The organism is Pseudomonas sp. SWRI154, assembly GCF_014268645.1.
In the GTDB taxonomy this organism is placed as follows: Bacteria; Pseudomonadota; Gammaproteobacteria; order Pseudomonadales; family Pseudomonadaceae; genus Aquipseudomonas; species Aquipseudomonas marvdashtae.
Genome location: NZ_JABWQW010000001.1, coordinates 231,490 through 254,850, shown reverse-complemented (window position 1 = coordinate 254,850; position 23,361 = coordinate 231,490). Strand labels below are relative to the sequence as shown.

26 protein-coding genes are annotated in these 23,361 nt (G+C 62.3%); 14 read left to right on the top strand and 12 right to left on the bottom strand.

Features of this window, described 5'->3' with window-relative positions:
- The first annotated feature begins 167 nt into the window (after window positions 1–167).
- The 6 genes from HU806_RS01095 to cysG are packed head-to-tail and all read left to right on the top strand — an operon-like array spanning window position 168 to window position 7,671.
- A complete protein-coding gene (locus tag HU806_RS01095) occupies window positions 168–2,573 on the top strand; it encodes a DNA translocase FtsK (protein WP_186609282.1) in 2,406 nt (801 codons plus the stop codon).
- A gap of 57 nt (window positions 2,574–2,630) precedes the next feature.
- Window positions 2,631–3,254, top strand: coding sequence for an outer membrane lipoprotein periplasmic chaperone LolA (gene lolA / locus HU806_RS01090; protein WP_186609279.1), 624 nt, complete (start codon window positions 2,631–2,633; stop codon window positions 3,252–3,254).
- A gap of 29 nt (window positions 3,255–3,283) precedes the next feature.
- Entirely contained in the window at window positions 3,284–4,609 is a 1,326-nt protein-coding gene (locus HU806_RS01085; protein ID WP_186609277.1) for a replication-associated recombination protein A, read from the top strand.
- On the top strand, window positions 4,606–4,980 hold the full coding sequence (gene crcB, locus HU806_RS01080; protein ID WP_018608522.1) for a fluoride efflux transporter CrcB: 375 nt from the start codon (window positions 4,606–4,608) through the stop codon (window positions 4,978–4,980). The genes HU806_RS01085 and crcB overlap by 4 nt, the downstream gene beginning before the upstream one ends.
- Window positions 4,981–4,995: 15 nt before the next feature.
- Window positions 4,996–6,276 carry a serine--tRNA ligase gene (gene serS / locus HU806_RS01075; protein WP_186609275.1) on the top strand — a complete coding sequence of 427 codons (1,281 nt, stop codon included), beginning with the start codon at window positions 4,996–4,998 and terminating at the stop codon, window positions 6,274–6,276.
- Window positions 6,277–7,671 (top strand): siroheme synthase CysG, encoded by a 1,395-nt coding sequence (cysG, locus tag HU806_RS01070; RefSeq protein WP_186609273.1) that lies wholly within the window; start codon window positions 6,277–6,279, stop codon window positions 7,669–7,671.
- 78 nt (window positions 7,672–7,749) lie between these two features.
- Here the strand turns inward: cysG and HU806_RS01065 are convergent, their stop codons facing one another.
- The 8 genes from HU806_RS01065 to HU806_RS01030 all read right to left on the bottom strand — a co-directional run bounded on the left by HU806_RS01065 (window position 7,750) and on the right by HU806_RS01030 (window position 11,893).
- Window positions 7,750–8,736, bottom strand: coding sequence for a glutathione S-transferase family protein (locus HU806_RS01065; RefSeq protein WP_186609271.1), 987 nt, complete (start codon window positions 8,734–8,736; stop codon window positions 7,750–7,752).
- Between the two features lie 88 nt (window positions 8,737–8,824).
- Window positions 8,825–9,826 (bottom strand): glycosyl transferase family protein, encoded by a 1,002-nt coding sequence (locus HU806_RS01060; RefSeq protein ID WP_186609269.1) that lies wholly within the window; start codon window positions 9,824–9,826, stop codon window positions 8,825–8,827.
- Window positions 9,823–10,158, bottom strand: coding sequence for a TusE/DsrC/DsvC family sulfur relay protein (locus tag HU806_RS01055; protein ID WP_186609267.1), 336 nt, complete (start codon window positions 10,156–10,158; stop codon window positions 9,823–9,825). The genes HU806_RS01060 and HU806_RS01055 overlap by 4 nt, the downstream gene beginning before the upstream one ends.
- Complete coding sequence (gene tusB / locus HU806_RS01050) at window positions 10,155–10,448, bottom strand: sulfurtransferase complex subunit TusB (RefSeq protein ID WP_186609265.1); 294 nt, start codon at window positions 10,446–10,448, stop codon at window positions 10,155–10,157. The genes HU806_RS01055 and tusB overlap by 4 nt, the downstream gene beginning before the upstream one ends.
- Window positions 10,448–10,810 carry a sulfurtransferase complex subunit TusC gene (tusC, locus tag HU806_RS01045; RefSeq protein ID WP_186609261.1) on the bottom strand — a complete coding sequence of 121 codons (363 nt, stop codon included), beginning with the start codon at window positions 10,808–10,810 and terminating at the stop codon, window positions 10,448–10,450. Before tusC ends, tusB begins: the two co-directional genes overlap by 1 nt.
- On the bottom strand, window positions 10,810–11,202 hold the full coding sequence (gene tusD / locus HU806_RS01040; protein ID WP_186609260.1) for a sulfurtransferase complex subunit TusD: 393 nt from the start codon (window positions 11,200–11,202) through the stop codon (window positions 10,810–10,812). Before tusD ends, tusC begins: the two co-directional genes overlap by 1 nt.
- A gap of 92 nt (window positions 11,203–11,294) precedes the next feature.
- Window positions 11,295–11,630: a DUF6388 family protein gene (locus HU806_RS01035; protein WP_186609259.1), complete on the bottom strand. Its 336-nt coding sequence runs from the start codon at window positions 11,628–11,630 to the stop codon at window positions 11,295–11,297.
- 2 nt (window positions 11,631–11,632) lie between these two features.
- Window positions 11,633–11,893, bottom strand: a complete 261-nt coding sequence (locus tag HU806_RS01030; RefSeq protein ID WP_109755533.1) for a hypothetical protein — start codon at window positions 11,891–11,893, stop codon at window positions 11,633–11,635.
- A 140-nt stretch (window positions 11,894–12,033) separates the two neighbouring features.
- On the opposite strand from HU806_RS01030, the gene HU806_RS01025 reads away from it, so the two are divergent.
- Window positions 12,034–12,384, top strand: a complete 351-nt coding sequence (locus HU806_RS01025; protein WP_186609258.1) for a hypothetical protein — start codon at window positions 12,034–12,036, stop codon at window positions 12,382–12,384.
- On the opposite strand, the gene HU806_RS01020 is transcribed toward HU806_RS01025, so the two are convergent.
- Window positions 12,381–12,809, bottom strand: a complete 429-nt coding sequence (locus HU806_RS01020; protein ID WP_186609256.1) for a GNAT family N-acetyltransferase — start codon at window positions 12,807–12,809, stop codon at window positions 12,381–12,383. The two genes, HU806_RS01025 and HU806_RS01020, sit on opposite strands and share 4 nt — an antisense overlap.
- Window positions 12,810–12,970: 161 nt before the next feature.
- Here HU806_RS01020 and ggt point away from each other — a divergent pair, with 161 nt between their 5' ends.
- The 4 genes from ggt (at window position 12,971) to HU806_RS01000 (ending at window position 17,314) form a co-directional block, all read left to right on the top strand.
- Entirely contained in the window at window positions 12,971–14,698 is a 1,728-nt protein-coding gene (gene ggt, locus HU806_RS01015) for a gamma-glutamyltransferase (protein WP_186609254.1), read from the top strand.
- 18 nt (window positions 14,699–14,716) lie between these two features.
- On the top strand, window positions 14,717–15,250 hold the full coding sequence (locus HU806_RS01010) for a cysteine hydrolase family protein (RefSeq protein ID WP_186609252.1): 534 nt from the start codon (window positions 14,717–14,719) through the stop codon (window positions 15,248–15,250).
- A gap of 177 nt (window positions 15,251–15,427) precedes the next feature.
- Window positions 15,428–16,648, top strand: coding sequence for a helix-turn-helix domain-containing protein (locus tag HU806_RS01005; RefSeq protein WP_186609250.1), 1,221 nt, complete (start codon window positions 15,428–15,430; stop codon window positions 16,646–16,648).
- Window positions 16,649–16,681: 33 nt separating this feature from the next.
- Complete coding sequence (locus HU806_RS01000) at window positions 16,682–17,314, top strand: Vgb family protein (protein ID WP_186609248.1); 633 nt, start codon at window positions 16,682–16,684, stop codon at window positions 17,312–17,314.
- Between the two features lie 97 nt (window positions 17,315–17,411).
- Here HU806_RS01000 and HU806_RS00995 read toward each other — a convergent pair whose 3' ends face one another.
- Window positions 17,412–18,272, bottom strand: a complete 861-nt coding sequence (locus HU806_RS00995) for a CAP domain-containing protein (RefSeq protein ID WP_186609246.1) — start codon at window positions 18,270–18,272, stop codon at window positions 17,412–17,414.
- A 189-nt stretch (window positions 18,273–18,461) separates the two neighbouring features.
- A complete protein-coding gene (locus HU806_RS00990; RefSeq protein ID WP_186609244.1) occupies window positions 18,462–19,424 on the bottom strand; it encodes an EamA family transporter in 963 nt (320 codons plus the stop codon).
- A gap of 300 nt (window positions 19,425–19,724) precedes the next feature.
- Here HU806_RS00990 and HU806_RS00985 point away from each other — a divergent pair, with 300 nt between their 5' ends.
- Together HU806_RS00985 and HU806_RS00980 are read left to right on the top strand one after the other, a co-directional pair.
- A complete protein-coding gene (locus HU806_RS00985) occupies window positions 19,725–20,855 on the top strand; it encodes a sensor histidine kinase (protein ID WP_186609242.1) in 1,131 nt (376 codons plus the stop codon).
- Between the two features lie 95 nt (window positions 20,856–20,950).
- Window positions 20,951–22,039, top strand: a complete 1,089-nt coding sequence (locus tag HU806_RS00980; protein WP_186609240.1) for an SMP-30/gluconolactonase/LRE family protein — start codon at window positions 20,951–20,953, stop codon at window positions 22,037–22,039.
- 99 nt (window positions 22,040–22,138) lie between these two features.
- On the opposite strand, the gene HU806_RS00975 is transcribed toward HU806_RS00980, so the two are convergent.
- A complete protein-coding gene (locus tag HU806_RS00975; RefSeq protein WP_186609238.1) occupies window positions 22,139–22,579 on the bottom strand; it encodes a hotdog fold domain-containing protein in 441 nt (146 codons plus the stop codon).
- A gap of 163 nt (window positions 22,580–22,742) precedes the next feature.
- Here HU806_RS00975 and HU806_RS00970 point away from each other — a divergent pair, with 163 nt between their 5' ends.
- Window positions 22,743–23,360: a TetR/AcrR family transcriptional regulator gene (locus HU806_RS00970; protein WP_186609236.1), complete on the top strand. Its 618-nt coding sequence runs from the start codon at window positions 22,743–22,745 to the stop codon at window positions 23,358–23,360.
- Window position 23,361: the final 1 nt, after the last annotated feature.

Below are 23,361 nucleotides of genomic sequence, written 5' to 3'. Positions count from 1 at the left end.
CGGCAAAAGATCAAATCTTCGGCAACACCTGCGGTTTTCCGCACGCATGTCACAGTGGTAAAAGTAGTACCGGTTGTGCACGTTCACTTTTTTACCTGCTCGTCATGGGCAGTTTTTTATAGTCATTCAACAGATGGACGCGCCATTGGCGCAGGAAAAGAAGCGTTTTGAAGAAATCCACCGCAGCACCCAAGACAGTCGTTCCGCTCTGGCGCCAACAATTGCACTACCGGCTCAAGGAAGGTGCGTTGATCGCCATCGGTGCCTTGTGCCTGTTCCTGATGATGGCCTTGCTCACCTACGGCAAGGACGATCCGGGCTGGAGCCATAACAGCAAGATTGAAGACGTGCAGAATTTCGGCGGTCCGGCCGGTTCCTACAGCGCCGACATCCTGTTTATGGTGCTGGGCTATTTCGCCTACATTTTCCCGCTGCTGCTGGCGATCAAGACCTACCAGATTTTTCGCCAGCGCCATGAACCATGGCAGTGGAGCGGCTGGCTGTTCTCCTGGCGCCTGATCGGCCTGGTGTTCCTCGTGCTGTCGGGGGCCGCGCTGGCCCATATCCATTTCCATGCACCCACCGGCTTGCCGGCTGGGGCGGGCGGCGCGCTAGGGGAAAGCCTCGGCGACCTGGCCAGGAATGCCCTGAATATCCAAGGCAGTACCTTGCTCTTTATCGCCCTGTTCCTGTTCGGCCTGACGGTGTTCACCGACCTGTCGTGGTTCAAGGTCATGGACGTCACCGGCAAGATCACCCTCGACCTGATCGAGTTGATCCAGGGCGTGCTGAACCGCTGGTGGGCGGCGCGCAACGAGCGCAAGCAACTGGTGGCGCAACTGCGCGAGGTCGACGACCGGGTCCACGACGTGGTGGCCCCGACGACGCCGGACAAACGCGAGCAGGCCAAGGTCAAGGAACGCCTGATCGAACGCGAGCAGGCCCTGAGCAAACACATGTCCGAGCGAGAAAAGCAGGTGCCGCCGGTCATTACCATGGCCCCGACCAAGCCGCCCGAGCAAAGCAAGCGCGTGCAGAAGGAAAAACAGGCGCCGCTGTTCGTCGACAGCGCGGTGGAAGGCACCTTGCCGCCGATCTCGATCCTGGACCCTGCCGAGAAGAAGCAACTCAATTATTCCCCCGAATCCCTGGCCGCCGTTGGGCACCTGCTGGAAATCAAGCTCAAGGAGTTCGGAGTCGAGGTCTCGGTGGATTCGATCCATCCAGGCCCGGTGATTACCCGTTACGAAATCCAGCCGGCCGCCGGCGTGAAGGTCAGCCGCATCGCCAACCTCGCGAAGGACTTGGCGCGGTCCTTGGCCGTGACCAGTGTGCGGGTGGTGGAAGTGATTCCAGGCAAGACCACCGTGGGCATCGAGATTCCCAACGAAGACCGCCAGATCGTGCGCTTCTCCGAGGTGCTGTCGACTCCTGAGTATGACAACCACAAGTCGCCGGTCACCCTGGCCCTGGGCCACGACATCGGCGGCAAGCCGGTCATCACCGACTTGGCGAAAATGCCTCACCTGCTGGTGGCCGGTACCACCGGTTCCGGTAAGTCGGTGGGCGTGAACGCGATGATCCTGTCGATCCTGTTCAAGTCTGGCCCGGAAGACGCCAAGCTGATCATGATTGACCCGAAAATGCTTGAGTTGTCGATCTACGAAGGCATTCCGCACCTGCTTTGCCCAGTGGTCACCGACATGAAGGACGCGGCCAATGCCCTGCGCTGGAGCGTTGCCGAGATGGAGCGCCGCTACAAGCTGATGGCGAAGATGGGCGTGCGTAACCTGTCGGGCTTCAATGCCAAGGTCAAGGAGGCCGAAGAGGCCGGTACGCCGCTGACCGATCCGCTGTACAACCGCGAAAGCATCCACGACGAAGCGCCGCTGCTGCACAAATTGCCGACCATCGTGGTGGTGGTGGATGAATTCGCCGACATGATGATGATTGTCGGCAAGAAGGTCGAAGAGCTGATCGCCCGTATCGCCCAGAAGGCCCGTGCGGCCGGTATCCACTTGATCCTCGCGACCCAGCGGCCATCGGTGGATGTGATCACCGGTCTGATCAAGGCCAACATTCCAACGCGCATGGCATTCCAGGTGTCGAGCAAGATCGACTCACGGACGATCATCGACCAGGGCGGCGCCGAACAGCTGCTCGGCCACGGCGACATGCTCTACATGCCGCCCGGTACCAGCCTGCCGATTCGGGTCCACGGCGCGTTCGTCTCCGATGACGAAGTGCACCGCGTGGTAGAGGCCTGGAAGCTGCGCGGCGCGCCGGAATACAACGACGACATCCTCAACGGTGTCGAAGAAGCCGGCAGCGGTTTTGAAGGCAGCAGCGGTGGCGGCGACGACGACGCCGAAACCGATGCGCTCTATGACGAAGCGGTACAGTTCGTCCTGGAAAGCCGCCGGGCTTCGATTTCCGCCGTACAGCGCAAGCTGAAGATTGGCTACAACCGCGCCGCACGCATGATCGAAGCCATGGAAATGGCCGGGGTCGTGACGGCGATGAACACCAACGGTTCGCGCGAAGTACTGGCGCCGGGCCCAATGCGCGACTAACGACCCGGGCGGCCTGCTGAAGCGTCGCTCGAACCCCACGAATTCATGAGGATTCCCATGCGCCTGATTCGCATGTTGCTGTTGCCCGTACTGGCCCTGTCTACTTTTTCGGCTCACGCCGGCGAGAAGGACGTGGCCCGCCTGACCCAGTTATTGGGCGGCTCCCAGACCCTGACCGCGCGCTTCTCGCAATTGACCCTCGATGGCAGTGGCACTCAATTGCAGGAAACAGCGGGTGACATGGCCTTGCAGCGTCCGGGCCTGTTCTACTGGCACACCGACGCGCCTGCCGAACAGCTGATGGTGTCGGATGGCAAGAAAGTCTCCCTGTGGGACCCGGACCTGGAACAGGTGACCATCAAGACCCTCGACCAGCGCCTGACCCAGACGCCGGCGCTGCTGCTCTCCGGTGACATCTCCGAGATCAGCCAGAGCTTCGACATCACCTCCAAGGAGGCGGGTGGCGTGATTGATTTCACCCTCAAGCCCAAGACCAAGGACAGCCTGTTCGACAGCCTGCGCCTGTCGTTCCGCAACGGCCTGGTCAACGACATGCAACTGATTGACAGCGTTGGCCAGCGCACCAACATCCTGTTTACCGGTGTCAAGGCCAACGAGCCGATTGCCGCGTCCAAGTTCAAGTTCGACATCCCCAAGGGTGCCGACGTGATCCAGGAATAACCCTACGCCTGGAGGTTGCATAAGCAGTGATGGACCTGTTTCGAAGCGCCCCGATCGCCCAGCCATTGGCCGCCCGCCTGCGGGCGACCAACCTGGATGAGTACGTCGGTCAGGAGCATGTGCTCGCCCGGGGCAAGCCCCTGCGTGAGGCCCTGGAGCAGGGGGCCTTGCACTCGATGATCTTCTGGGGGCCGCCGGGGGTGGGCAAGACCACCCTGGCGCGGTTGCTCGCGGAAGTCTCGGACGCGCATTTCGAAACGGTGTCGGCGGTGCTGGCCGGGGTCAAGGAAATCCGTCAGGCGGTGGAAGTCGCCAAGCAGCAGGCCGGCCAATACGGCAAGCGCACCATCCTGTTTGTCGATGAAGTGCATCGCTTCAACAAGTCCCAGCAGGACGCCTTCCTGCCCTACGTCGAAGACGGCACGCTGATTTTCATCGGCGCGACCACCGAAAACCCCTCCTTCGAACTCAACAACGCCTTGCTGTCCCGGGCGCGGGTCTATGTCCTCAAGAGCCTCGACGAAGCGGCGATGCGCAAGCTGGTGCATCGAGCGTTGACCGAAGAGCGCGGCCTGGGCAAGCGTCAGCTCAGCCTCAGCGATGAAGGCTTCCAGATCCTGTTCTGCGCCGCCGACGGCGATGGCCGGCGCCTGCTCAATTTATTGGAAAACGCCTCGGACCTCGCCGAAGACAACAGCGAGATCGACGTCGAGCTGCTGCAAAACCTGCTGGGCGATACCCGACGCCGTTTCGACAAGGGCGGCGAGGCGTTTTATGACCAGATTTCGGCGCTGCACAAATCGATACGCGGCTCCAACCCCGACGCCGCTCTTTATTGGTTCGCGCGGATGATCGACGGCGGTTGCGATCCGCTGTACCTGGCCCGACGCGTGGTGCGCATGGCCAGCGAAGACATCGGCAATGCCGACCCGCGAGCCTTGAGCCTGTGCCTGGCGGCCTGGGACGTACAGGAACGGCTCGGCAGCCCGGAAGGCGAACTCGCCGTGGCCCAGGCCATTACCTACCTGGCTTGCGCGCCGAAAAGCAATGCCGTCTATATGGGCTTCAAGGCGGCGATGCGCAGCGCCACCGAACACGGTTCCCTCGAAGTCCCGTTGCACCTGCGCAACGCGCCGACCAAGCTCATGAAGCAACTGGGCTATGGCGAAGAATATCGTTACGCCCACGATGAGCCCGACGCCTACGCCGCGGGCGAAGACTATTTTCCCGAAGAACTCGAGCCCCAATCGTTCTATCAACCGGTTCCCCGTGGCCTGGAATTGAAGATCGGCGAGAAGCTCAATCATTTGGCACAGCTGGACCGACTGAGTCCACGGCAGCGGAGAAAACCTTGATCCCCTTGATTCTTGCGGTCTCTGCCGGTGGAGTCGCCGGCACGCTGTTGCGTTTCGCCACGGGCAACTGGATCAATGCAAATTGGCCACGGCACTTCTATACCGCGACGCTGGCCGTTAATATCGTGGGCTGTCTGCTGATCGGCGTTCTTTACGGCCTTTTTTTGATTCGTCCCGAGGTGCCCATCGAGGTGCGCGCGGGGTTGATGGTCGGCTTTCTTGGCGGCCTGACGACTTTTTCATCCTTCTCACTGGATACGGTGCGCCTGCTGGAAAGCGGGCAGGTGCCGCTGGCCCTGGGCTACGCGGCCATCAGCGTGTTCGGCGGGCTGCTCGCCACCTGGGCCGGCCTGTCCTTGACCAAACTTTGATAACGAGAGACCGACATGCTCGATTCCAAACTGTTACGTAGCAACCTCCAGGACGTAGCGGACCGCCTGGCATCCCGCGGCTTTGCCCTGGACGTCGCGCGCATCGAAGCGCTGGAAGAACAGCGCAAGACCGTCCAGACCCGCACCGAAGCCCTGCAGGCTGAACGTAACGCGCGCTCCAAATCCATCGGCCAGGCCAAGCAGCGCGGTGAAGACATCGCGCCGTTGATGGCCGACGTCGAGCGCATGGCGGGTGAATTGAGTGCCGGCAAGGTGGAACTGGATGCGATCCAGACCGAATTGGATTCGATCCTGTTGGGCATCCCGAACCTGCCTCACGAATCGGTGCCGGTCGGCGAAGACGAAGACGGCAACGTCGAAGTGCGCCGTTGGGGCACGCCGAAAGTCTTCGATTTCACGGTGCAGGACCACGTTGCCCTGGGCGAGAAGTTCGGCTGGCTCGACTTCGAAACCGCCGCCAAGCTGTCGGGTGCGCGTTTTGCACTGCTGCGCGGGCCGATTGCTCGCCTGCATCGGGCATTGGCGCAGTTCATGATCAACCTGCACGTCACCGAACACGGCTACGAAGAAGCCTACACGCCATACCTGGTCCAGGCCCCGGCGCTGCAAGGCACCGGCCAGTTGCCAAAGTTCGAGGAAGACCTGTTCAAGATCAGCCGCGACGGCGAGGCCGACCTGTACCTGATCCCGACCGCCGAAGTGTCGCTGACCAACATCGTCGCCGGCGAGATCGTCGATGCCAAGCAACTGCCGATCAAGTTCGTCGCCCACACGCCGTGCTTCCGTAGCGAAGCCGGTGCGTCGGGCCGCGACACCCGCGGGATGATCCGCCAGCACCAGTTCGACAAGGTCGAGATGGTCCAGGTCGTCGAGCCGTCGAAATCCATGGAAGCCCTGGAAAGCCTGACCGCCAACGCCGAAAAGGTCCTGCAATTGCTGGAACTGCCGTATCGCACCCTGGCGCTGTGCACCGGCGACATGGGCTTCAGCGCGGTCAAGACCTACGATCTGGAAGTGTGGATCCCGAGCCAGGACAAATACCGCGAGATTTCGTCGTGCTCCAATTGCGGCGACTTCCAGGCCCGCCGCATGCAGGCGCGTTTCCGCAACCCGGAAACCGGCAAGCCGGAACTGGTCCACACCCTCAATGGCTCCGGCCTGGCGGTGGGTCGTACCCTGGTGGCGGTGCTGGAGAACTACCAGCAGGCCGACGGTTCGATCCGTGTGCCCGAGGTGTTGAAACCCTACATGGGCGGTATCGAGGTCATAGGCTAAATGGACTATTTGCCACTGTTCCACAACCTGCGTGGCAGCCGCGTGCTGGTGGTTGGCGGCGGGGAGATTGCCTTGCGCAAGTCCCGCTTGCTGGCTGATGCCGGCGCGTTGCTGCGGGTGGTCGCACCCGACATCGAGCCGCAGTTGCGGGAGCTGGTCAGTGGCAGCGGCGGTGAATGCATCCTGCGCGGTTACGTGGAAGCGGACCTGGACGGCTGCGGCCTGGTCATCGCCGCCACCGATGATGAGCCGCTCAACGCCCAGGTCTCGGCCGATGCTCACAAGCGTTGCGTGCCGGTCAACGTGGTGGACGCACCGGCGCTGTGCAGCGTGATCTTCCCGGCGATCGTCGACCGTTCGCCCTTGGTCATCGCGGTGTCCAGCGGTGGCGATGCACCGGTGTTGGCGAGGCTGATCCGCGCCAAGCTGGAGACCTGGATTCCATCGACCTACGGGCAGCTAGCGGGGCTGGCGGCGCGTTTTCGCAACCAGGTCAAAGGCTTGTTTCCCGATGTGCAGCAGCGTCGGGCTTTCTGGGAAGAAGTGTTCCAAGGTCCTATTGCCGATCGTCAATTAGCGGGGCAGGGTGCCGAGGCCGAGCGCCTGCTGCGGGAGAAGATCGACGGCCAGGCGCCAAACGCGGCGGGCGAAGTCTATCTGGTGGGAGCCGGGCCGGGCGATCCGGACCTGCTGACCTTTCGCGCCTTGCGCCTGATGCAGCAGGCGGACGTCGTGCTTTACGACCGCCTGGTAGCCCCGGCGATCCTTGAGCTGTGCCGACGCGACGCCGAACGCATCTACGTCGGCAAGCGCCGTTCCGAACACGCCGTGCCCCAGGACCAAATCAACCAGCAATTGGTTGATTTGGCCCGGCAAGGCAAGCGTGTGGTTCGGTTGAAGGGTGGCGACCCTTTCATCTTCGGCCGCGGCGGCGAAGAAATCGAGGAACTGGCGGCCCACGGCATTCCGTTCCAGGTTGTCCCAGGTATCACCGCCGCCAGCGGTTGCGCGGCCTACGCCGGGATCCCGCTGACCCATCGCGACTATGCGCAGTCGGTGCGTTTCATCACTGGCCATCTCAAGGACGGCACCAGCGACTTGCCGTGGGCAGACCTGGTCTCCCCGGCGCAGACCTTGGTGTTCTACATGGGGTTGGTGGGGCTGCCAGTCATTTGCGAGGAGCTGATCAAGCACGGTCGCGCGGCGGACACGCCGGCAGCGCTGATCCAGCAAGGCACGACGTCAAACCAGCGGGTCTTCACCGGCACCCTGGCGGATTTGCCACGCTTGGTGGCCGAGCATGAAGTCCATGCGCCGACGCTGGTGATTGTCGGGGAAGTGGTGCAACTGCGCGAGAAACTGGCATGGTTTGAAGGGGCTCAAGGGCAGGTCTGAAAGTCGGTTGATCGTTCCCATTTGATCGTTCCCACGCTCCGCGTGGGAACGCCGCCTGGGACGCTCCGCGTTCCGTTCTCAATGTCCGATCCCGCGCCAAATACCTTTCCCACTCAACCGTTCCCGATCATGGGCAACCGTGAAATCCTGCTCCGGCCCCTTTGGCACGATTCCATTGGGGTTGATGGTCTTGTGGCTGCGGTAGTAATGACCTTGGATATGCGTGAAATCCACGGTTTCGGCGATCCCAGGCCACTGGTACAGCTCCCGCAGCCAGTTCGACAGGTTCGGGTAGTCGGCAATGCGTCGCAGGTTGCATTTGAAGTGGCCGAAGTACACCGCGTCAAAACGGATCATCGTCGTGAACAAACGGATATCCGCTTCAGTCAGGTATTCGCCGGTCAGGTAGCGGCGGGTTTCAAGCAGCGCTTCCAATCGATCCAGTTCGACAAAGAGTTGGTCGAAGGCTTCTTCGTAAGCGGCCTGGGTGGTCGCGAACCCGGCGCGGTAGACGCCGTTGTTCACCGCCGGGTAGATCCGCTCGTTCAATCCATCGATTTCCCGGCGCAGATGCTCGGGATAAAGGTCCAGGTCGTTGCCGGTGAGGTCGTCGAAAGCGCTGTTGAACATGCGGATGATTTCCGCTGATTCGTTGTTGACGATGCGCTGTTGCTGCTTGTCCCACAGGGCCGGAACGGTGACGCGACCGGTGTAGTCCGGCGTGTCGGCGGTATAACGCTGATGAAGAAATTGCAGATGGTCGAGTTTGTCGCCGGTGGAGCCGTGAGCCTCGTCGAAGGTCCAGCCGTTTTCCAGCATCAGGTAGCTGACCACCGAGACATCGATCAGGTCTTCAAGGCCTTTGAGCTTGCGAAAGATCAGCGTGCGATGCGCCCAAGGGCAGGCGAGGGACACATACAAGTGATAGCGCCCGGCTTCGGCGGCAAAACCGTTCTTGCCGTCAGCGGTGATCCAATGACGGCGTTGCGCCTGCTCACGTTGGAAACTTCCGTCTTTGCTTTCGTACCACTGGTCTTGCCAGTGGCCCTCGACCAACAAACCCATCTCGATGTCCTCGCTCAATACTGTTTGGAGACGAGTCTATTCCGATAGGTTCGGACAAAAAGCGCAAAGGTTGGGAGTTGATGATCGACTAAATCGATCTATCCCGCGCATCCCAATACTGCCGGGCGCGGTCGAAAGCCGCTTCGCGAGTCAGCCCAAGGCCGCGCAAGGCCAAGGCCATGGTGGCGATCAGCGCAAGTTGCGGGTAGCTGTCCTCGACGTCACCGCGCCAGATCGCTTTCAAATGCTCGGGGTCGAGGGTCTCCGGCTTGACGTGACGCTGCTCGGCCAGTCGCGGCCATTCTTCATCCCAACTGGCGCCGCCGGTGGTGCCGTACAAATGACTGTCGGCGTCCGGGTTGATTTCTATCTCGCCGCCGTCGCCCTTGATCACGATGGCGGTATCACCGAGTAATCCGCTGGCATCGCGATGCACAGCCTGGTAGCCGGGATGGAAAATGCTCTGCAGGCCGCAACGGGCACCCAGCGGGTTGAGGATTCGCGCCAGGGAGTGAATCGGCGAGCGCAGGCCCAGGGTGTTGCGCAGGTCGATCATCCGTTGCATTTGCGGGGCCCAGTCCACCAGCGGCATGAAGGCCAGGCCACCGTTGTCCAGCGCCGTGCCGACCTGCTGCCAATCGCGGCACAACGCAATATTCAAGAAGCCGAGCAGCTGTTCGGTGTAGAGCCGGCCCGCGGTGTGGGCGCCACCGCCGTGCATGAAGATCCGTACGCCGTTCTGCCCAAGGCATTTGGCCGCCAGTAGGTACCAGGGCAGGTGGCGCTTCTTGCCGGCATAGGTCGGCCAGTCGAGGTCGACCGCCAAGGCCGGGACCACCAGGCGTTGGCGCAGGGCTTCGGTGAAGCCGGCCATTTCCTCGGCGCTCTCTTCCTTGTGCCGCAACAGCATCAGGAACGCGCCCAGCTGGGTCTCTTCGACTTGCTCATCGAGCACCATGCCCATGGCTTCACGGGCTTCTTCGCGGGTCAGGTTGCGAGCACCGCGCTTGCCTTTGCCAAGGATGCGCACAAATTGGGCGAACGGGTGTTCGGCCGGGGTCTCGAGGGTCAGCGCTGGAAAGTCGGTCATAAGCAATTCGTCGGTTTGGGCAGGCCCGCCAGCTTGGCGGCGAGTTTGGCGGGAGTGCCTTTGAACAATCGATTCAGGTGCAGACTGTTGCCCTTGTCCACGCCGAGTTTCAGCGCGGTGTACTTGATAAGCGGTCGAGTCGCGGGGGAAAGCTGGAATTCATCATAGAAGGCCCGCAGCAATTCGAGGACTTCCCAGTGCTCGGGACCCAGCTCGATGCCTTCGGCGGCGGCCAGGGCGGTGGCGACGTCGGCCGACCAATCGCGACGGTCGGCAAGGTAGCCGTCCTTGTCCAGCGCGAGGGTGCGCTCGCCCACGGTCAACGCATTCATAGCCAACTGTTGACCTTGTCATGCTGGATCGACAGCTCGACAAAGGCCGGGTAGTCGATGGCTTCGGCCCAGTCAGGAACGGGCAGGGCACGGGCCTGGACGTCTTCCGCGAGGACGAACACCTTGCGGCTGCCGGACTGCAACGTCTCAAACGGCACGGTGCCAGGCTGCAGCGCATACGTCGCGTCGCCGCACAGCAGCAGCGCATCCTGGTTTCCTAGCACTCGCAGGCAGCTGGCGAGGCGGTTATCGCCGAAGGGCGAATGAGACAACACATGCAAAGTCGACATCAGAGGGTGATCACCTGGTCGTATCGGTCAATGAGCGCGGCGATGTCCACTGCGCCCAGTACGCTCAAATCGGCCAGCGCCAGGGCTTCGGTGGCAACGCCGCGTTCGGCGGCGCTGTCGGCACAGATAAACAGGTCTTCGACGCCAAACATCGGCAATGCCTGCAAGTTGGCACTCAGGTCCTTTTGCTGGACAGCCTTGGCGTCCTGGCGGGCGATGAGCTGGAACACGCCATCATCGAGAAACAGCAGGCCGATGGGCAGGTCGAATGCGCCGCCGGCCAGCACAATGTCCAGCGCTTCCCGGGCGCCAGGGCCGGACCATGGCGCCTGACGGCTGATCAGCAATAAAGATTTGGCCATCACACGCCTCCAAAACAGATCAAGCGGTCGGCGTCCTGGATTGCATCGTGCAACTGGCCCAGCCCGGACAAGGTCCAGGGCGCCTCGACGCTGGCCGCCGAACGCTGGTAGCGCTGGGCCTCCTCGTTATTGAGCACGCCACGTCGCAGCGCCGCCGCGATGCACACGACGCCATCCAATTGGTTGTCGCTGACGAAGGCTTGCCATTGCCGGGGCAGGTCTTGCTCATCCTGGGGGGTGACGATGCTGTTGGCGGCGTTATAGACGCCGTCCTGGTAGAAAAACAGCCGCACGATCTCATGCCCACCGGCCAGCGCGGCCTGTGCAAACAGCAAGGCACGGCGCGAGGAGGGCGCATGGGCGGCGGAAAACAGCGCGATGGCGAACTTCATTACGGACCCGATCTGTAGAACTGCGGCCATGATAAAGCTTTATGGGCGGTGGGGCGATTATGAGGTTTCAATGCGAACTCACAAGAACCTGTTCAGCTTGGGGACTTGAGGCCATTCAGTTCGCAATACTCCGCCCATTCCATCCCCGCCATCTCCGCCACTTCCCGGTGCACTTCCAGGCGCTGGGCCTGGTATTCCTGGGGCGAGGCAGCGGTGAGCTGCAAGGTCAACTCCCAGGCAAACAGGTCCAGGCGCTCGGCCTCGGCTTCGAACGCTTCATGCAGTCGCTCGGCGCGGTATTGCGCCGCCGTCTCGCCCTTGACCTGAGCCAGCAGCGGGTTGAGGTTGTCGAGCTCGACGCGCAGCTCGGGACGCTGGTCGAGAAAGATTTCCAGGGCTCGTTCGTGTTGCTGTTCGGTTGCCGCCATGATCACTCCTTCGGGGATGAAGACTGCTTCTTGCTGGCCTTGGCTGCCGCCGCCAGGCATTCGAGGGCGAACTGTTCGGTGTAGGTCATCTGGATCGGCGTGGTTTCGCCCTTGACGGTGCGTTCGCCATCGAGAATGTAGCGGATGCGCTTGTCGGTGACGCCGATTCGCTTGGCGATCCAAGAGGGTGTCTGGCCGATCTGGCTGATCAGTTTGTCGGCGTATTCGGCGGTGGGTTTGTAGAATTCGGCGTTGGGTGTCATGGAATATCCGCGATAGCTGGGGGCAATGGCGCGACAGGTTGCGCGATTCGTGGGCCGCTGTCGCGGGTAAATTTGATTAAAGCCGCCCGAACGCTCGGGTGGCAGTGCTACAGTCCTTTTTTTTTAAATGAGTGAACGCAATGCGAATGCTAACGGTGGCGATGGCCGCAACCCTGCTGGCCGGCTGTGCAGGTTCGGCGATGGAGCAGGCCCGGACCCAAGCTCCCTACAAGACGCTGGCCTCGGACAAGCCTGAGCTGAACGTCGCCCAATGCGTGAAATTTGCCTGGGAAGACGAAGCGGTGTTCGGGGTCGATGCCGGTGCCTACCTGCAGCCGGGCAAGAAAGGCGGCTCGACGGTCTACACCCGTTCGGCCGAATCGTTTGTCGATTTGCAGGCCAGCGCCACGGGCACGGCATTGAACTACTACGCCAAGCAGGACGATTTCGTCGCCAAGCGCCGGTTGGCGGCGCTGGCGACGTGTCTCTAGTCGACGGCCAGGCGCTTCTGGAGGAAGAAGCGCTGATGCCCAGGCGGGTAATCGTCAATCTGGCCGCACTCGGTAAAGCCGTGTTTGCGGTAGAAATCCGGCGCCTGGAAATCAAAGGTGTCGAGCCAGATACCCACGCAATTCTTCTCTTTGGCCAGCGCCTCGGCCATCTGCATCAGCCCTGAGCCCGTGCCTTGGCCCCGGGCCTGTTCCGGCACCACCAGCAATTCGATATAGAGCCAACGAAAGAACACCCGGCCATACAGCCCGCCGACGATTTCGTCGTGCTCGTCCCGCACCAACCAGGCGACAAGTTCCGGGGCGCTTCCGCCGGTCTGGGCGGTGTTATAGGCCCGTAGCGGAGCGAGGATGGCCTGGCGTTCCGCGTCGGTGGGGGCGTCCGTGCGTTCGATTCGCAGCGTCATCGGCGATGTCCTTGTTCAATAAAAACCAGCGCACGAGCCTATCTCAAAGGGTACTTTGCCGTCACCCGGTCGTCGGTGGCCAGGCACATTCGGTAAACCGAGCCATACTGCCTAATGCTTTTGAAGCGATCCCGACCCTAAGAACAAGAAGAGACCGACTCATGAAGTTCGAATCCCTGGCCCGGACCCTCATCGCCACTTCACTCACCCTCAGCTGTTTCCATGTGCACGCCGCGTCCCAAGCCCCGGTTGCCGCCGAGAACGGCATGGTGGTGACGGCCCAGCATCTGGCGACTCACGTCGGCGTCGACGTGCTCAAGAACGGTGGTAACGCCGTGGATGCGGCGGTGGCGGTGGGCTATGCGCTGGCGGTGGTCTATCCCGCGGCGGGTAACCTGGGCGGGGGCGGTTTCATGACCCTGCAAATGGCCGATGGCCGCAAGACCTTCCTCGATTTCCGCGAAAAAGCCCCGCTGGCCGCCACGGCTGACATGTACCTGGACAAGGACGGCAACGTCGTCCCCGAACTCAGCACCCGCGGCCACTTGGCGGTAGGGGTGCCTGGCACCGTGTCCGGCATGGAGCTGGCGTTGAAGAAATACGGCAGCAAACCCCGCGCCGAACTGATCGCCCCGGCGATCAAGTTTGCCGAGGAAGGTTTCGTCCTGGAACAGGGCGATGTCGACCTGTTGGAAACCGCCACCGAGGTGTTCAAGAAAGACATGCGCGATTCCGGCGCGATCTTCCTGCACAACGGCGAGCCGATGCAGGCCGGACAGAAACTGGTGCAGAAAGACCTCGCCAAAACCCTGCGGGAAATTTCTACCAAGGGCGGCGACGGCTTTTACAAAGGTTGGGTGGCCGACGCTCTGGTGACTTCCAGCCAAGCCAACAAGGGCATCATCACCCAGGCCGACCTCGACAAGTACAAGACCCGAGAGCTGGCGCCGGTGGAATGCGATTATCGCGGCTACCACATCATTTCCGCGCCACCGCCCAGTTCCGGCGGCGTGGTGCTGTGCCAGATCATGAACATCCTCGATGGCTACCCGATGAAAGACCTGGGGTTCCATTCGGCCCAAGGCATGCACTACCAGATCGAAGCCATGCGTCACGCCTACGTCGACCGCAACAGTTACCTCGGCGACCCGGACTTCGTGCAAAACCCCATTGATCATCTGCTGGACAAGAACTACGCGGCAAAGCTGCGGGCCGCGATCGAGCCGCAGAAAGCCGGCGACTCCAACAAGATCAAACCCGGCGTGGCGCCCCACGAGGGCAGCAACACCACTCACTATTCGATCGTCGACCAGTGGGGCAACGCCGTTTCCGTCACGTACACCCTCAACGACTGGTTCGGTGCCGGCGTGATGGCGAGCAAGACCGGGGTGATCCTCAACGATGAAATGGACGACTTCACCGCCAAGGTCGGCGTGCCCAACATGTACGGCCTGGTGCAGGGTGAGGCAAACGCCATCGCGCCGGGCAAGGCACCGCTGTCGTCCATGAGCCCGACCATCGTCACCAAGGACGGCAAGACCGTAATGGTCGTCGGTACGCCCGGCGGCAGCCGCATAATCACCGCCACCTTACTGACCATCCTCAACGTGATCGACTACGGCATGAACCTGCAGGAAGCGGTGGATGCGCCGCGATTCCATCAACAATGGATGCCGGAAGAAACCAACCTGGAGACCTTCGCCGCCAGCCCCGATACGCTCAAGCTGCTGGAAAGCTGGGGCCACAAGTTTGCCGGCCCGCAGGACCCCAACCACATTGCTGCGATCCTGGTGGGCGCGCCGTCGCTGGGTGGCAAGCCCGTGGGCAAGAATCGCTTCTACGGCGCCAACGACCCACGCCGCAATACCGGCCTGTCGTTGGGCTACTGACCGTTCGCAGAGGGACACATGAACACCGCATTGCTGATCATCGACGTCCAGGAAGGGCTGTGTGCCGGCGAAGAAGAATGCTTCGACAGACCACGCCTGATCCGGACCATCAACGACCTCAGTGCCAGGGCTCGGGCCGTCGGCTTGCCGGTAATCCTGGTCCAGCATGAAGAGCTGGAGGGATCGCTGGCCTACGGTTCCGCTCCCTGGCAGTTGGCTGATGGCCTGGCTACCGGGGCGGACGACCTGCGGGTGCGCAAGACCACAGCGGACGCGTTCTACCAGACCGATCTGCTGGCCCTGTTACAGGCCCGGGGCATTGATCGGGTGGTGATTTGCGGGCTGCAAACCGACCACTGCATCAATGCCACCGTACGTCAGGCTCATACGTTGGGGTATGAGGTTGTCTTGGCCGCCGACGCTCATTCCACGGTAGCCAACGGCAGCCTGCCGGCCGAGCAGATCATTGCCGATCACAATCAGCAACTGGGACGGCTGAGCAGTGCGGTCTCGCGGATCGATGTGATATCGGCGGCCAGGATCCGCCTGTAGCCGATATCCACTTGGGTCTGGGCCGGCAGGGTAGTTCAGGATGCGGGCAGGCTTGTGTGGCGAGGGAGCTTGCTCCCGCTCGAGCGCGAAGCGGTCGCAAAATTTTCGGGGCGCTGCGCACCCCAGCGGGAGCAAGCTCCCTCGCCACAAAGGCCAGTGCCACAAAGACCATCGTTTATGGATCACCAAATCAACGCAGCAGCACAAGCATTGGCGGCGGGGGACCCGGTCGCCGCGCTCAACCGCGTCGCGCTGCGCAATGATGCCGCGGCTCTCGCGCTGCGTGGCATTGCCATGGCGCAGTTGGGCGATCTGGCCAACGCCAGGGCCCTGATGCGTCGTGCAACGGCTGCCTTTGGGCCCAAGGAAGCCGTGGCCCGGGCAAGGTGCGTGGTCGCCGAAGGCGAAATTGCCTTGGCGTCCCGCGACCTGACGTGGCCGGCGAAGCGCCTCGACGCCGCGCGGGCGGTGCTCGAAGCCCATGGCGACCGGGTGAACGTCGGGCACGCCCATGCAATCGAGGTCCGCCGGCTGTTGTTGCTCGGTCGACTCGATGAGGCCGAGCGCAGGCTCGCTGATCTGGATCTGTCGTGCCTGCCTTGGGCATCACGGGCAACCTGTGAGCTAGTGGCTGCGGGCATTGCCATGCGCCGGCTAAAAACGCAAACCGCCCGTGCCGCTCTCGAGAGGGCTGGGCAAGCGGCACGGCAAGCGGGCATTGGTGCGCTGACCGCAGAGATTGAAAGTGCCTGGCAAATCCTCCAAACGCCTGCGGCGCGCCTGATTGCCCGAGGCGAAGAACGCTTGCTCATCCTGGAGGAGGTTCAAGCGATGCTGGACAGCGCGGCGTTGGTGGTGGACGCGTGTCGGTACGGAGTCAATGGCGCGGGTATGCAGGTCTCCCTTTCACGGCGCCCGGTGTTGTTTGCCTTGGCGCGAGGGTTAGCCCAAGCCTGGCCCGGCGACGTGTCGAGGGAAGCACTCATGGCCCAGGCCTTTGGCTTGAAACTGACGGACGAGTCCCATCGCGCCCGGCTGCGGGTCGAGATGGGACGGTTGCGGACGGCGCTTCGCCCGATGGCTGAGGTGCTCGCAACGAAGCGCGGCTTTACCTTGGCGCCGCATCATGGCGACGAGGTCGTGGTGCTGGCGCGCGTTGTCGAAGAACCCCACGGCGCAGTGCTGGCACTGCTCGCGGACGGTGAAGCGTGGTCGAGTTCGGCCTTGGCATTGGTTCTGGACATCAGCCAGCGCAGCGTCCAGCGGGCCTTGGAAACCCTGGCCGCTGGCGGCAAGGCGCAATCGATTGGCCGCGCCAGGGCTCGTCGCTGGACCGCGCCGCCGATGCCTGGATTCGCGACGGTATTGTTACTCACCGCGTTGCCAGCCGATCGTTAGGATGCAGTCACACCCACCGACGAGGCGAACGAGATGAAACAGTCAAAAGCACAAATCCTGCGTGAATACGGTCCTTTTCCCGGCGTCGATTGCGTGCACGGCGTAAGCCATGATGGCGAGCGCGTCTGGTTTGCTTCGGGCGAGAAGCTGCACGCCCTGGATCCCGCCAGTGGCGAGACCGTGCATTCGCTGGATGTCCCAGCCAATGCAGGCACCGCGTTCGACGGTGAACATCTGTTCCAGATCGCTGGCGACAGCATCCGCAAGATCGACCCGCGCACCGGCCAGGTACTGGCGACGATTCCGGCCCCCAACAGCGGTGACGATTCAGGACTGGCGTGGGCCGAAGGGTCGCTCTGGGTCGGCCAGTACAAGGCGCGCAAGATCCTGCAGATCGACCCGGCCGACGGGAAGATCCTGCGCACCATAGAATCCAACCGCTTCGTCACGGGCGTGACTTGGGTCGATGGAGAACTTTGGCACGGCACTTGGGAGAACGATGAGAGCGACTTGCGGCGCATCGATCCGCAGACCGCGCAAGTGCTCGAAAGCGTGACCATGCCGCCGGGGACCGGCGTGTCGGGGCTGGAATCCGACGGGGCAGAGCGATTTTTCTGTGGCGGGGGTGGCAGTGGCAAGGTGAGGGCGGTGCGTCGCCCGGCGTGAGAATGGCTGATTTGTCGTAGACCCCCTGTGGCGAGGGAGCTTGCTCCCGCTGGACTGCGCAGCGGTCCCAAAAAACTGGCAGCCGCTGCGCATCGGCTTACGGCGCGCCAAACACCATCGTCCAATACACCCCCGCATCGCTGCGCGAGTTGCTGGCGGAAGCTGCGCCGACCTGGGTGAACATCGGGCTCATCAGGTTGGCGCAGTGGCCGGGGCTGGCGAGCCAGTCGTGCATGGCCTGGCTCGGCGAGCGTTGCCCCGCAGCGATGTTCTCGCCGAGTTTGCGTCCGCGAAAGCCGGCGCTCTTGGCCCGCTCAGAGGTGGAGCGCCCATCGGGGTCGCGGTGGGCGAAATAATTGTTGCGGGCCATCGACCGGCTGTGACCTTGGGCCGCTGTGCCCAGCGCGGCATTCCAGCTCAGCGGCCGCGCCGCGGCAAAACGCTGGCGACCACACATCCGCGGCTTGGCCCTGGCGGCATTGACCTGGGCCAGCAGCGTCTTGTCCGCCGAAACCGCGTCGCTCGTCGGTGCACCGCCCATGGGCTGCGCCAATACCACTCGCCATTCATCGCCGACCCGATTGACGCCGACGTCGGCGTACTGGTTGTCCAGCAGCGCCGCGCAGTGTTCATCCGCCAACATTTCGAAGGCTTCTTCGGCGTCCCGCGCGTTGGTCAGGCGAATGCTGCGCACGGTCCTGGCCTGATAGCCGGATTCCTGCAAGGTTTCGCGCAAGCCGCCACGAAAGCCGATTGGCAAGGCCAGGCTGGCGCGCAACACCAGGGGTTGCGCCGCGCGTATTGTTCGCCATTCACATCGGTGAGGCTGGCTGCGGTAGTCGTTGATGGCGTTCACCAACTGTCCCTCGCCCCGGGCATGAGCCAGGCTGGTGAGCAAAGGAAACAGGAGCGTGAGGCACAGCGAGGCGAAACGGCGAGTGCGAACAGGGTGGCGCATGGTGCGAACGGCTCAAAAAGGGGAGTTGCTTTAGCGCCAGGCTTGGCGCCGATCAGCCCGCGAACGCGTCGTTCGGGGCTGGGGTAGGACTGTGGGTTCTGGAACTAGTTTCCGGGGAGGGAATTTTCTGTAAGCAAGCACAGAACCTTGTGGCGAGGGTGCGCATCCAGTTCAACGGGGGGAGTCAATTCAATCGCGAGCAGCCACGACCGCCTTGGCCCGCTCAACCTTGCGCCAGGTCAGCAACACAATGCCCGCCACCACGATCGCGCCGCCGAGGACTTGGCCCGGATTGAGCATTTGGTCCAGCACCAGCCAGCCGATCAGCAAGGTTGCCAGCGGTTCGATGTTCATCACCGGGGCGTTACGTGGCATGTCCAGGCGCGGTACGCAAATGAACAATACGATGAACCCCGTGCCGTAAAGCACCACCAGGGTGGCCAGGGCGAACCAGCCGGTGCTGGTGGCTGGCAGGTCGAGCCCGCCAGGCAGTGCGCCGGTCAGCCCTGCGAGGTTGACGCTACTGAACACGATGAAAATCGTCAGCAGGCTGCGCACCGAACCGCGGACTTGGGACAACTTGTGGTCGGTGATCCACAACGCGCAAGCGAAGACGCACGCGGCGCAGAACGCCAGGCCAACGCCCAACAGCCACTGCGGGCCGACGTCGGCCTGGGACGACAACCGCGCCGGCACTTCCAGGACGAACACCAGGCCGATCAGGATCATGCCCATCAAGGCCGCCGTGCGGGCGGTAGGGCGTGGACCACCGAGCGCCCAGGTCAGCAGCGCCAACAGGATCGGGAACAGGTTGCCCACCAACAGGGCCAGCGCCACCGGCACCCGGGCGACGGCCGAGTACAGGCACAGACTCTGGGCCGCGATCAACAGCCCGAGGACTAATTGCCAGCGCCAGGCACCAGCCGGCAGGCGCAGGCTTTGACGTTGCCACAAGACCATCGCCGCCAGCACCAGCAACGTCCCTCCCGAGCGCAGCAGGATCGCCAACAACACGCCGGCACCGTCATCGAAGGCCGCCCGCGCGGCGACATGGTTGCCAGCGAAGGCACACCCCATGCAGAGCAGAATGAGCACGGCGATATGGCGCGGAAATGGAGCAGGGGCATCGGATGCAGCGATGGAGCGGGTCATGGCAGGAATCTCAAAGGCAGTCCGCCGAAGCAGCGAGGCCTCGGAAGGTTCTATTTTTAGTTATAGGTTGTCGTACAACTCGAGAGTGTTTGTACCGGATCAAGCAGACAGAGACAAGCCTCGGTTTCCAGGGTTATCACAGTCCGCGTGGCGAGGGAGCTTGCTCCCGTTCGGCTGCGAAGCAGTCGTCGCCTTTCGAGTCCAGACGTTGGCGTACATTCAGCGCCGATTTGCTGTAAAACAACTGACCGCTGCGTTGTTTCCGGCACCGGTCCTTTTGACCTTCTCGCGGAGCAACCCATGCGCCTGGCTGATTTCATCGTCGACAACATAGAACCGATCCTTCAGGCCTGGGAGGATTTCGCCAGGACGATCACGCCGGCGTCGATTGGCATGGATTCGGTGGCGCTGCGCGACCATGCCGAGCAGATGCTGCGAACCATTGCTGTTGACCTGCGCACCAAGCAGACTCCCGAAGAGCAGATCGCCAAATCCCTGGGCGACGCTCCGGCGGCAGAGGCCGAAACCGCCGCTGAAACCCACGCGGTGATCCGCCAGTCGTCCGGGTTCACCGTCGAACAGATGGTTTCGGAATACCGTGCGCTGCGCACCAGTGTGCTGATGCTCTGGATGCCCCATGCCCAACTGGACCAAGCGAAGGCGATGGCGGATGTGATCCGCTTCAACGAAGCCGTGGACCAAGCGTTGGCGGAATCGGTCGTCAGTTATTCAGGGGCGGTGGACGCGGCGCGCAACCTGTTCCTCGGGATTCTTGGGCATGATCTGCGCAGCCCGTTGGGGGCTATCTTGCTGGGTTCCGAAGTGCTCCTGCGCGCGGGCGACCTGCCGGCCAAGGCGACCAAGATATCGTCGCGCATCTACACCAGCGTCAAGCGGGCCAACAAGATTGTTGGCGACCTGCTGGATTTCACGCGCACCCAGTTGGGTGCTGGCATACCGGTGCAGCGCTTCAAGGGTGACCTGGTGGCGGCATGCGAAGGCATGGTGGAGGAAGCGCGCGCTTATCATCCGGAAAGCACCATCAACTTCGAGGCCCCCGGTGCGCTCGAAGGGCTGTTCGACCCGTCGCGGATGGAGCAGGTGTTTTCCAACCTGATCGGCAACGCGGTCCAGCATGGCGCAGCGGGCGCACCGATCACTGTTTCGTTGAGCTGCGAAGGGGATGAAGCCGTTATCGCGATCAACAACCAGGGCAAGCCTATCGAGAAGGACGCCATCGACAGCATTTTCAATCCATTGGTCCGGCAACTGCGCAGCGGCGATATGCAATACGGCCCCACGGCGGGCTTGGGGCTGGGCCTTTACATCGCCTCGGCGATCGTGTCGGCGCACCAGGGTACGATCGAAGTCCGTTCGCAGGCGCGCGGGGGCACTACGTTCACCGTTCGGATTCCTCTTCACTCGGAATGAAGAAGGCAGATGAACGCAAGATATTTACTTGTACGATGTCTTATTACGAGCTAAAACTGACGTTCCCGTCCAATAATAATTAACGGAGACGTACGATGGATGCTTCGCAACCTGCAACCGCCGATCAAGGGCGCCGGATTTTCCTGAAAAAATCCCTGGTGGTCTCGGCCGCCGCCGCGACGCTAGGACAGTTGCCCGGGCTCGCCCAGGCCGAGCCGCTGAGCCAGCGTTATCCCGACCCACTGGTCAACATTCTCGACCCCAGCTTCATGGACCTGCGCATCTTCAACGCCAGCGTGGAAAAACTCGCCACCGGCCTGCGCTGGGCGGAAGGGCCGGTGTGGATCGGCGATGGTCGCTACTTGCTGGTCAGTGACATCCCCAACAACCGCATCATGCGTTGGGACGAGGTCACCGGTGGGCTGTCGGTGTATCGCGAGAACTCGAACTTCTCCAACGGCATGTGCCGTGATCGCCAGGGCAGGCTGCTGGTCTGTGAAGGCTCGACCACCTCAAGCGAGGGGCGGCGCATCACCCGCACCGAACACAATGGGACCCTCACCGTGTTGGCCGACAGTTTCGACGGCAAGCCGTTGAATTCGCCCAATGACATCGTCTGCAAACGGGATGGCTCGGTCTGGTTTACCGACCCACCGTTCCAGACCGGCAACAACTATGAAGGGCACAAGGTCACCCCGGTTCAGCCTCACGCGGTGTACCGCATCGACGGCGAAACCGGCAAGCTCAGCCGGGTGATCGACGACTTGGCCGGGCCCAACGGCCTATGCTTCTCCCCGGATGAAAAAACTCTTTACGTGGTCGAAGGCCGGGCCAAGCCGAACCGCCTGGTCTGGGCGATCACGGTCAAGGACGACGGCACCCTGGGCGAGCGTCGCAAGCATATCGAAGGGTTGGACTACGCGGCCATCGACGGGATCAAGTGCGACGAGGGCGGTAACCTCTGGTGCGGTTGGGGCGGTAATGGCGACCCCAAGGCCGATCTGGAAAAACTCGACGGCGTGCGGGTCTTCAACCCTGAAGGCAAGGCCATCGGACACATCTCATTACCGGAGCGCTGCCCCAATGTCTGCTTTGGCGGACGGGAAGGCAACCGGCTGTTCATGGCCGGAAGCCACTCCTTGTATTCGTTGTTCGTGAACACCCGGGGCGCGACGTTCGCCTGATTTGTACGGCTGCCACTAAACCGTGGTGAGGGAGCTTGCTCACGCTCGACCGGGCTGGCGCTCCAGTGCGTAGCAATCGCAAAGCAAGCTCCCCAACCTTCACGCCAACTTCACGTTCATGGTGATCTGCGCCGTGAACACCTTTTTGCCGTCGACGTCATGGATATCCACCGGCACGATCTTGTCGCCTTCCGTTGCCCAGTCCAGGGCGTCGCCATCCGCTACCGCCGTCACGTCGCTCTTGGCTTTGGCCAGGTACTGCACGGTCATGCCTTTAGGAATCCAGCGGGCGCCCGCCGGAATGGACACGTTGGTCATCATGCCGGCGGCCAGCTCGGCGGCGTTGCACATGGCGATGGCATGGACGGTGCCCAGGTGGTTGGTGATTTCCTTGCAAAACGGCACCTGCACCGTTGCCGCGCCCGGGCGAAGCGCCGTGACCAGCGGGTTGATCGTCGAAAAGTAGGGCGCCATCTGGCAGGCCATTTTGCTGAATGCATCGGGACCTGCGCTGTTGAACATGCCGAGAACCTGATTCATGTGAAGCCTCGCTGACAAGAGAATTTACGGAATGATGTTCCGTTACAGAATAATATTCTGTAACGGAACGGTATTCTGTTGGCGGCGAATCTGTCAAGCTGCGCACCATTCGTCACAGGCGGAACGTCTGCCTGATCTTCCAACGAACCGGTTTATGCCAAGCATGCAAACAGCAGATCTACTCGAACGCGCCTTCCCCGGCAGAAGGGCCGAACTCAAGCGCGACATCTTCAGAAAGGCCTTGGCGCTGTTCAACGAGCAGGGCATCGAGGCAACCACCATTGAAATGATCCGCAACGAATGCCAGACCAGCGTCGGCGCCATCTATCATCATTTCGGCAACAAGGAAGGCTTGGTGGCGGCGCTGTTTTTCACCGCGATGGAAGACCAGATGCGTCTGCGCGAGCACTGCCTGGCCGAGGCGACGACCGCCGAGCAGGGCGTGCAAGCGCTGATCTACAGCTATGTCGATTGGGTTGACGGCCAACCCGAATGGGCGCGTTTCCAGTATCACGCCCGTTTTGCGGTGACCAAGGGACCGTTCAAGGATGAACTTGCCAACCGCAACACCACACGCAACCGCCAGCTCTGGCAGTGGCTGAGCACAGCGCAGCAGGGCGAGGCGCTCCAGCGTTACCCCGCCGAGCTGATGTTCTCGTTGATCATTGGCGCGTCGGAAAGTTACTGCCGGGCCTGGCTGTCCGGGCGTGTGCCCACCAGTCCCAAGGTCCACCGGGAATTGCTGGCGCAAGCGGCGTGGCGGTCGATCGTCGGCCCTTAGG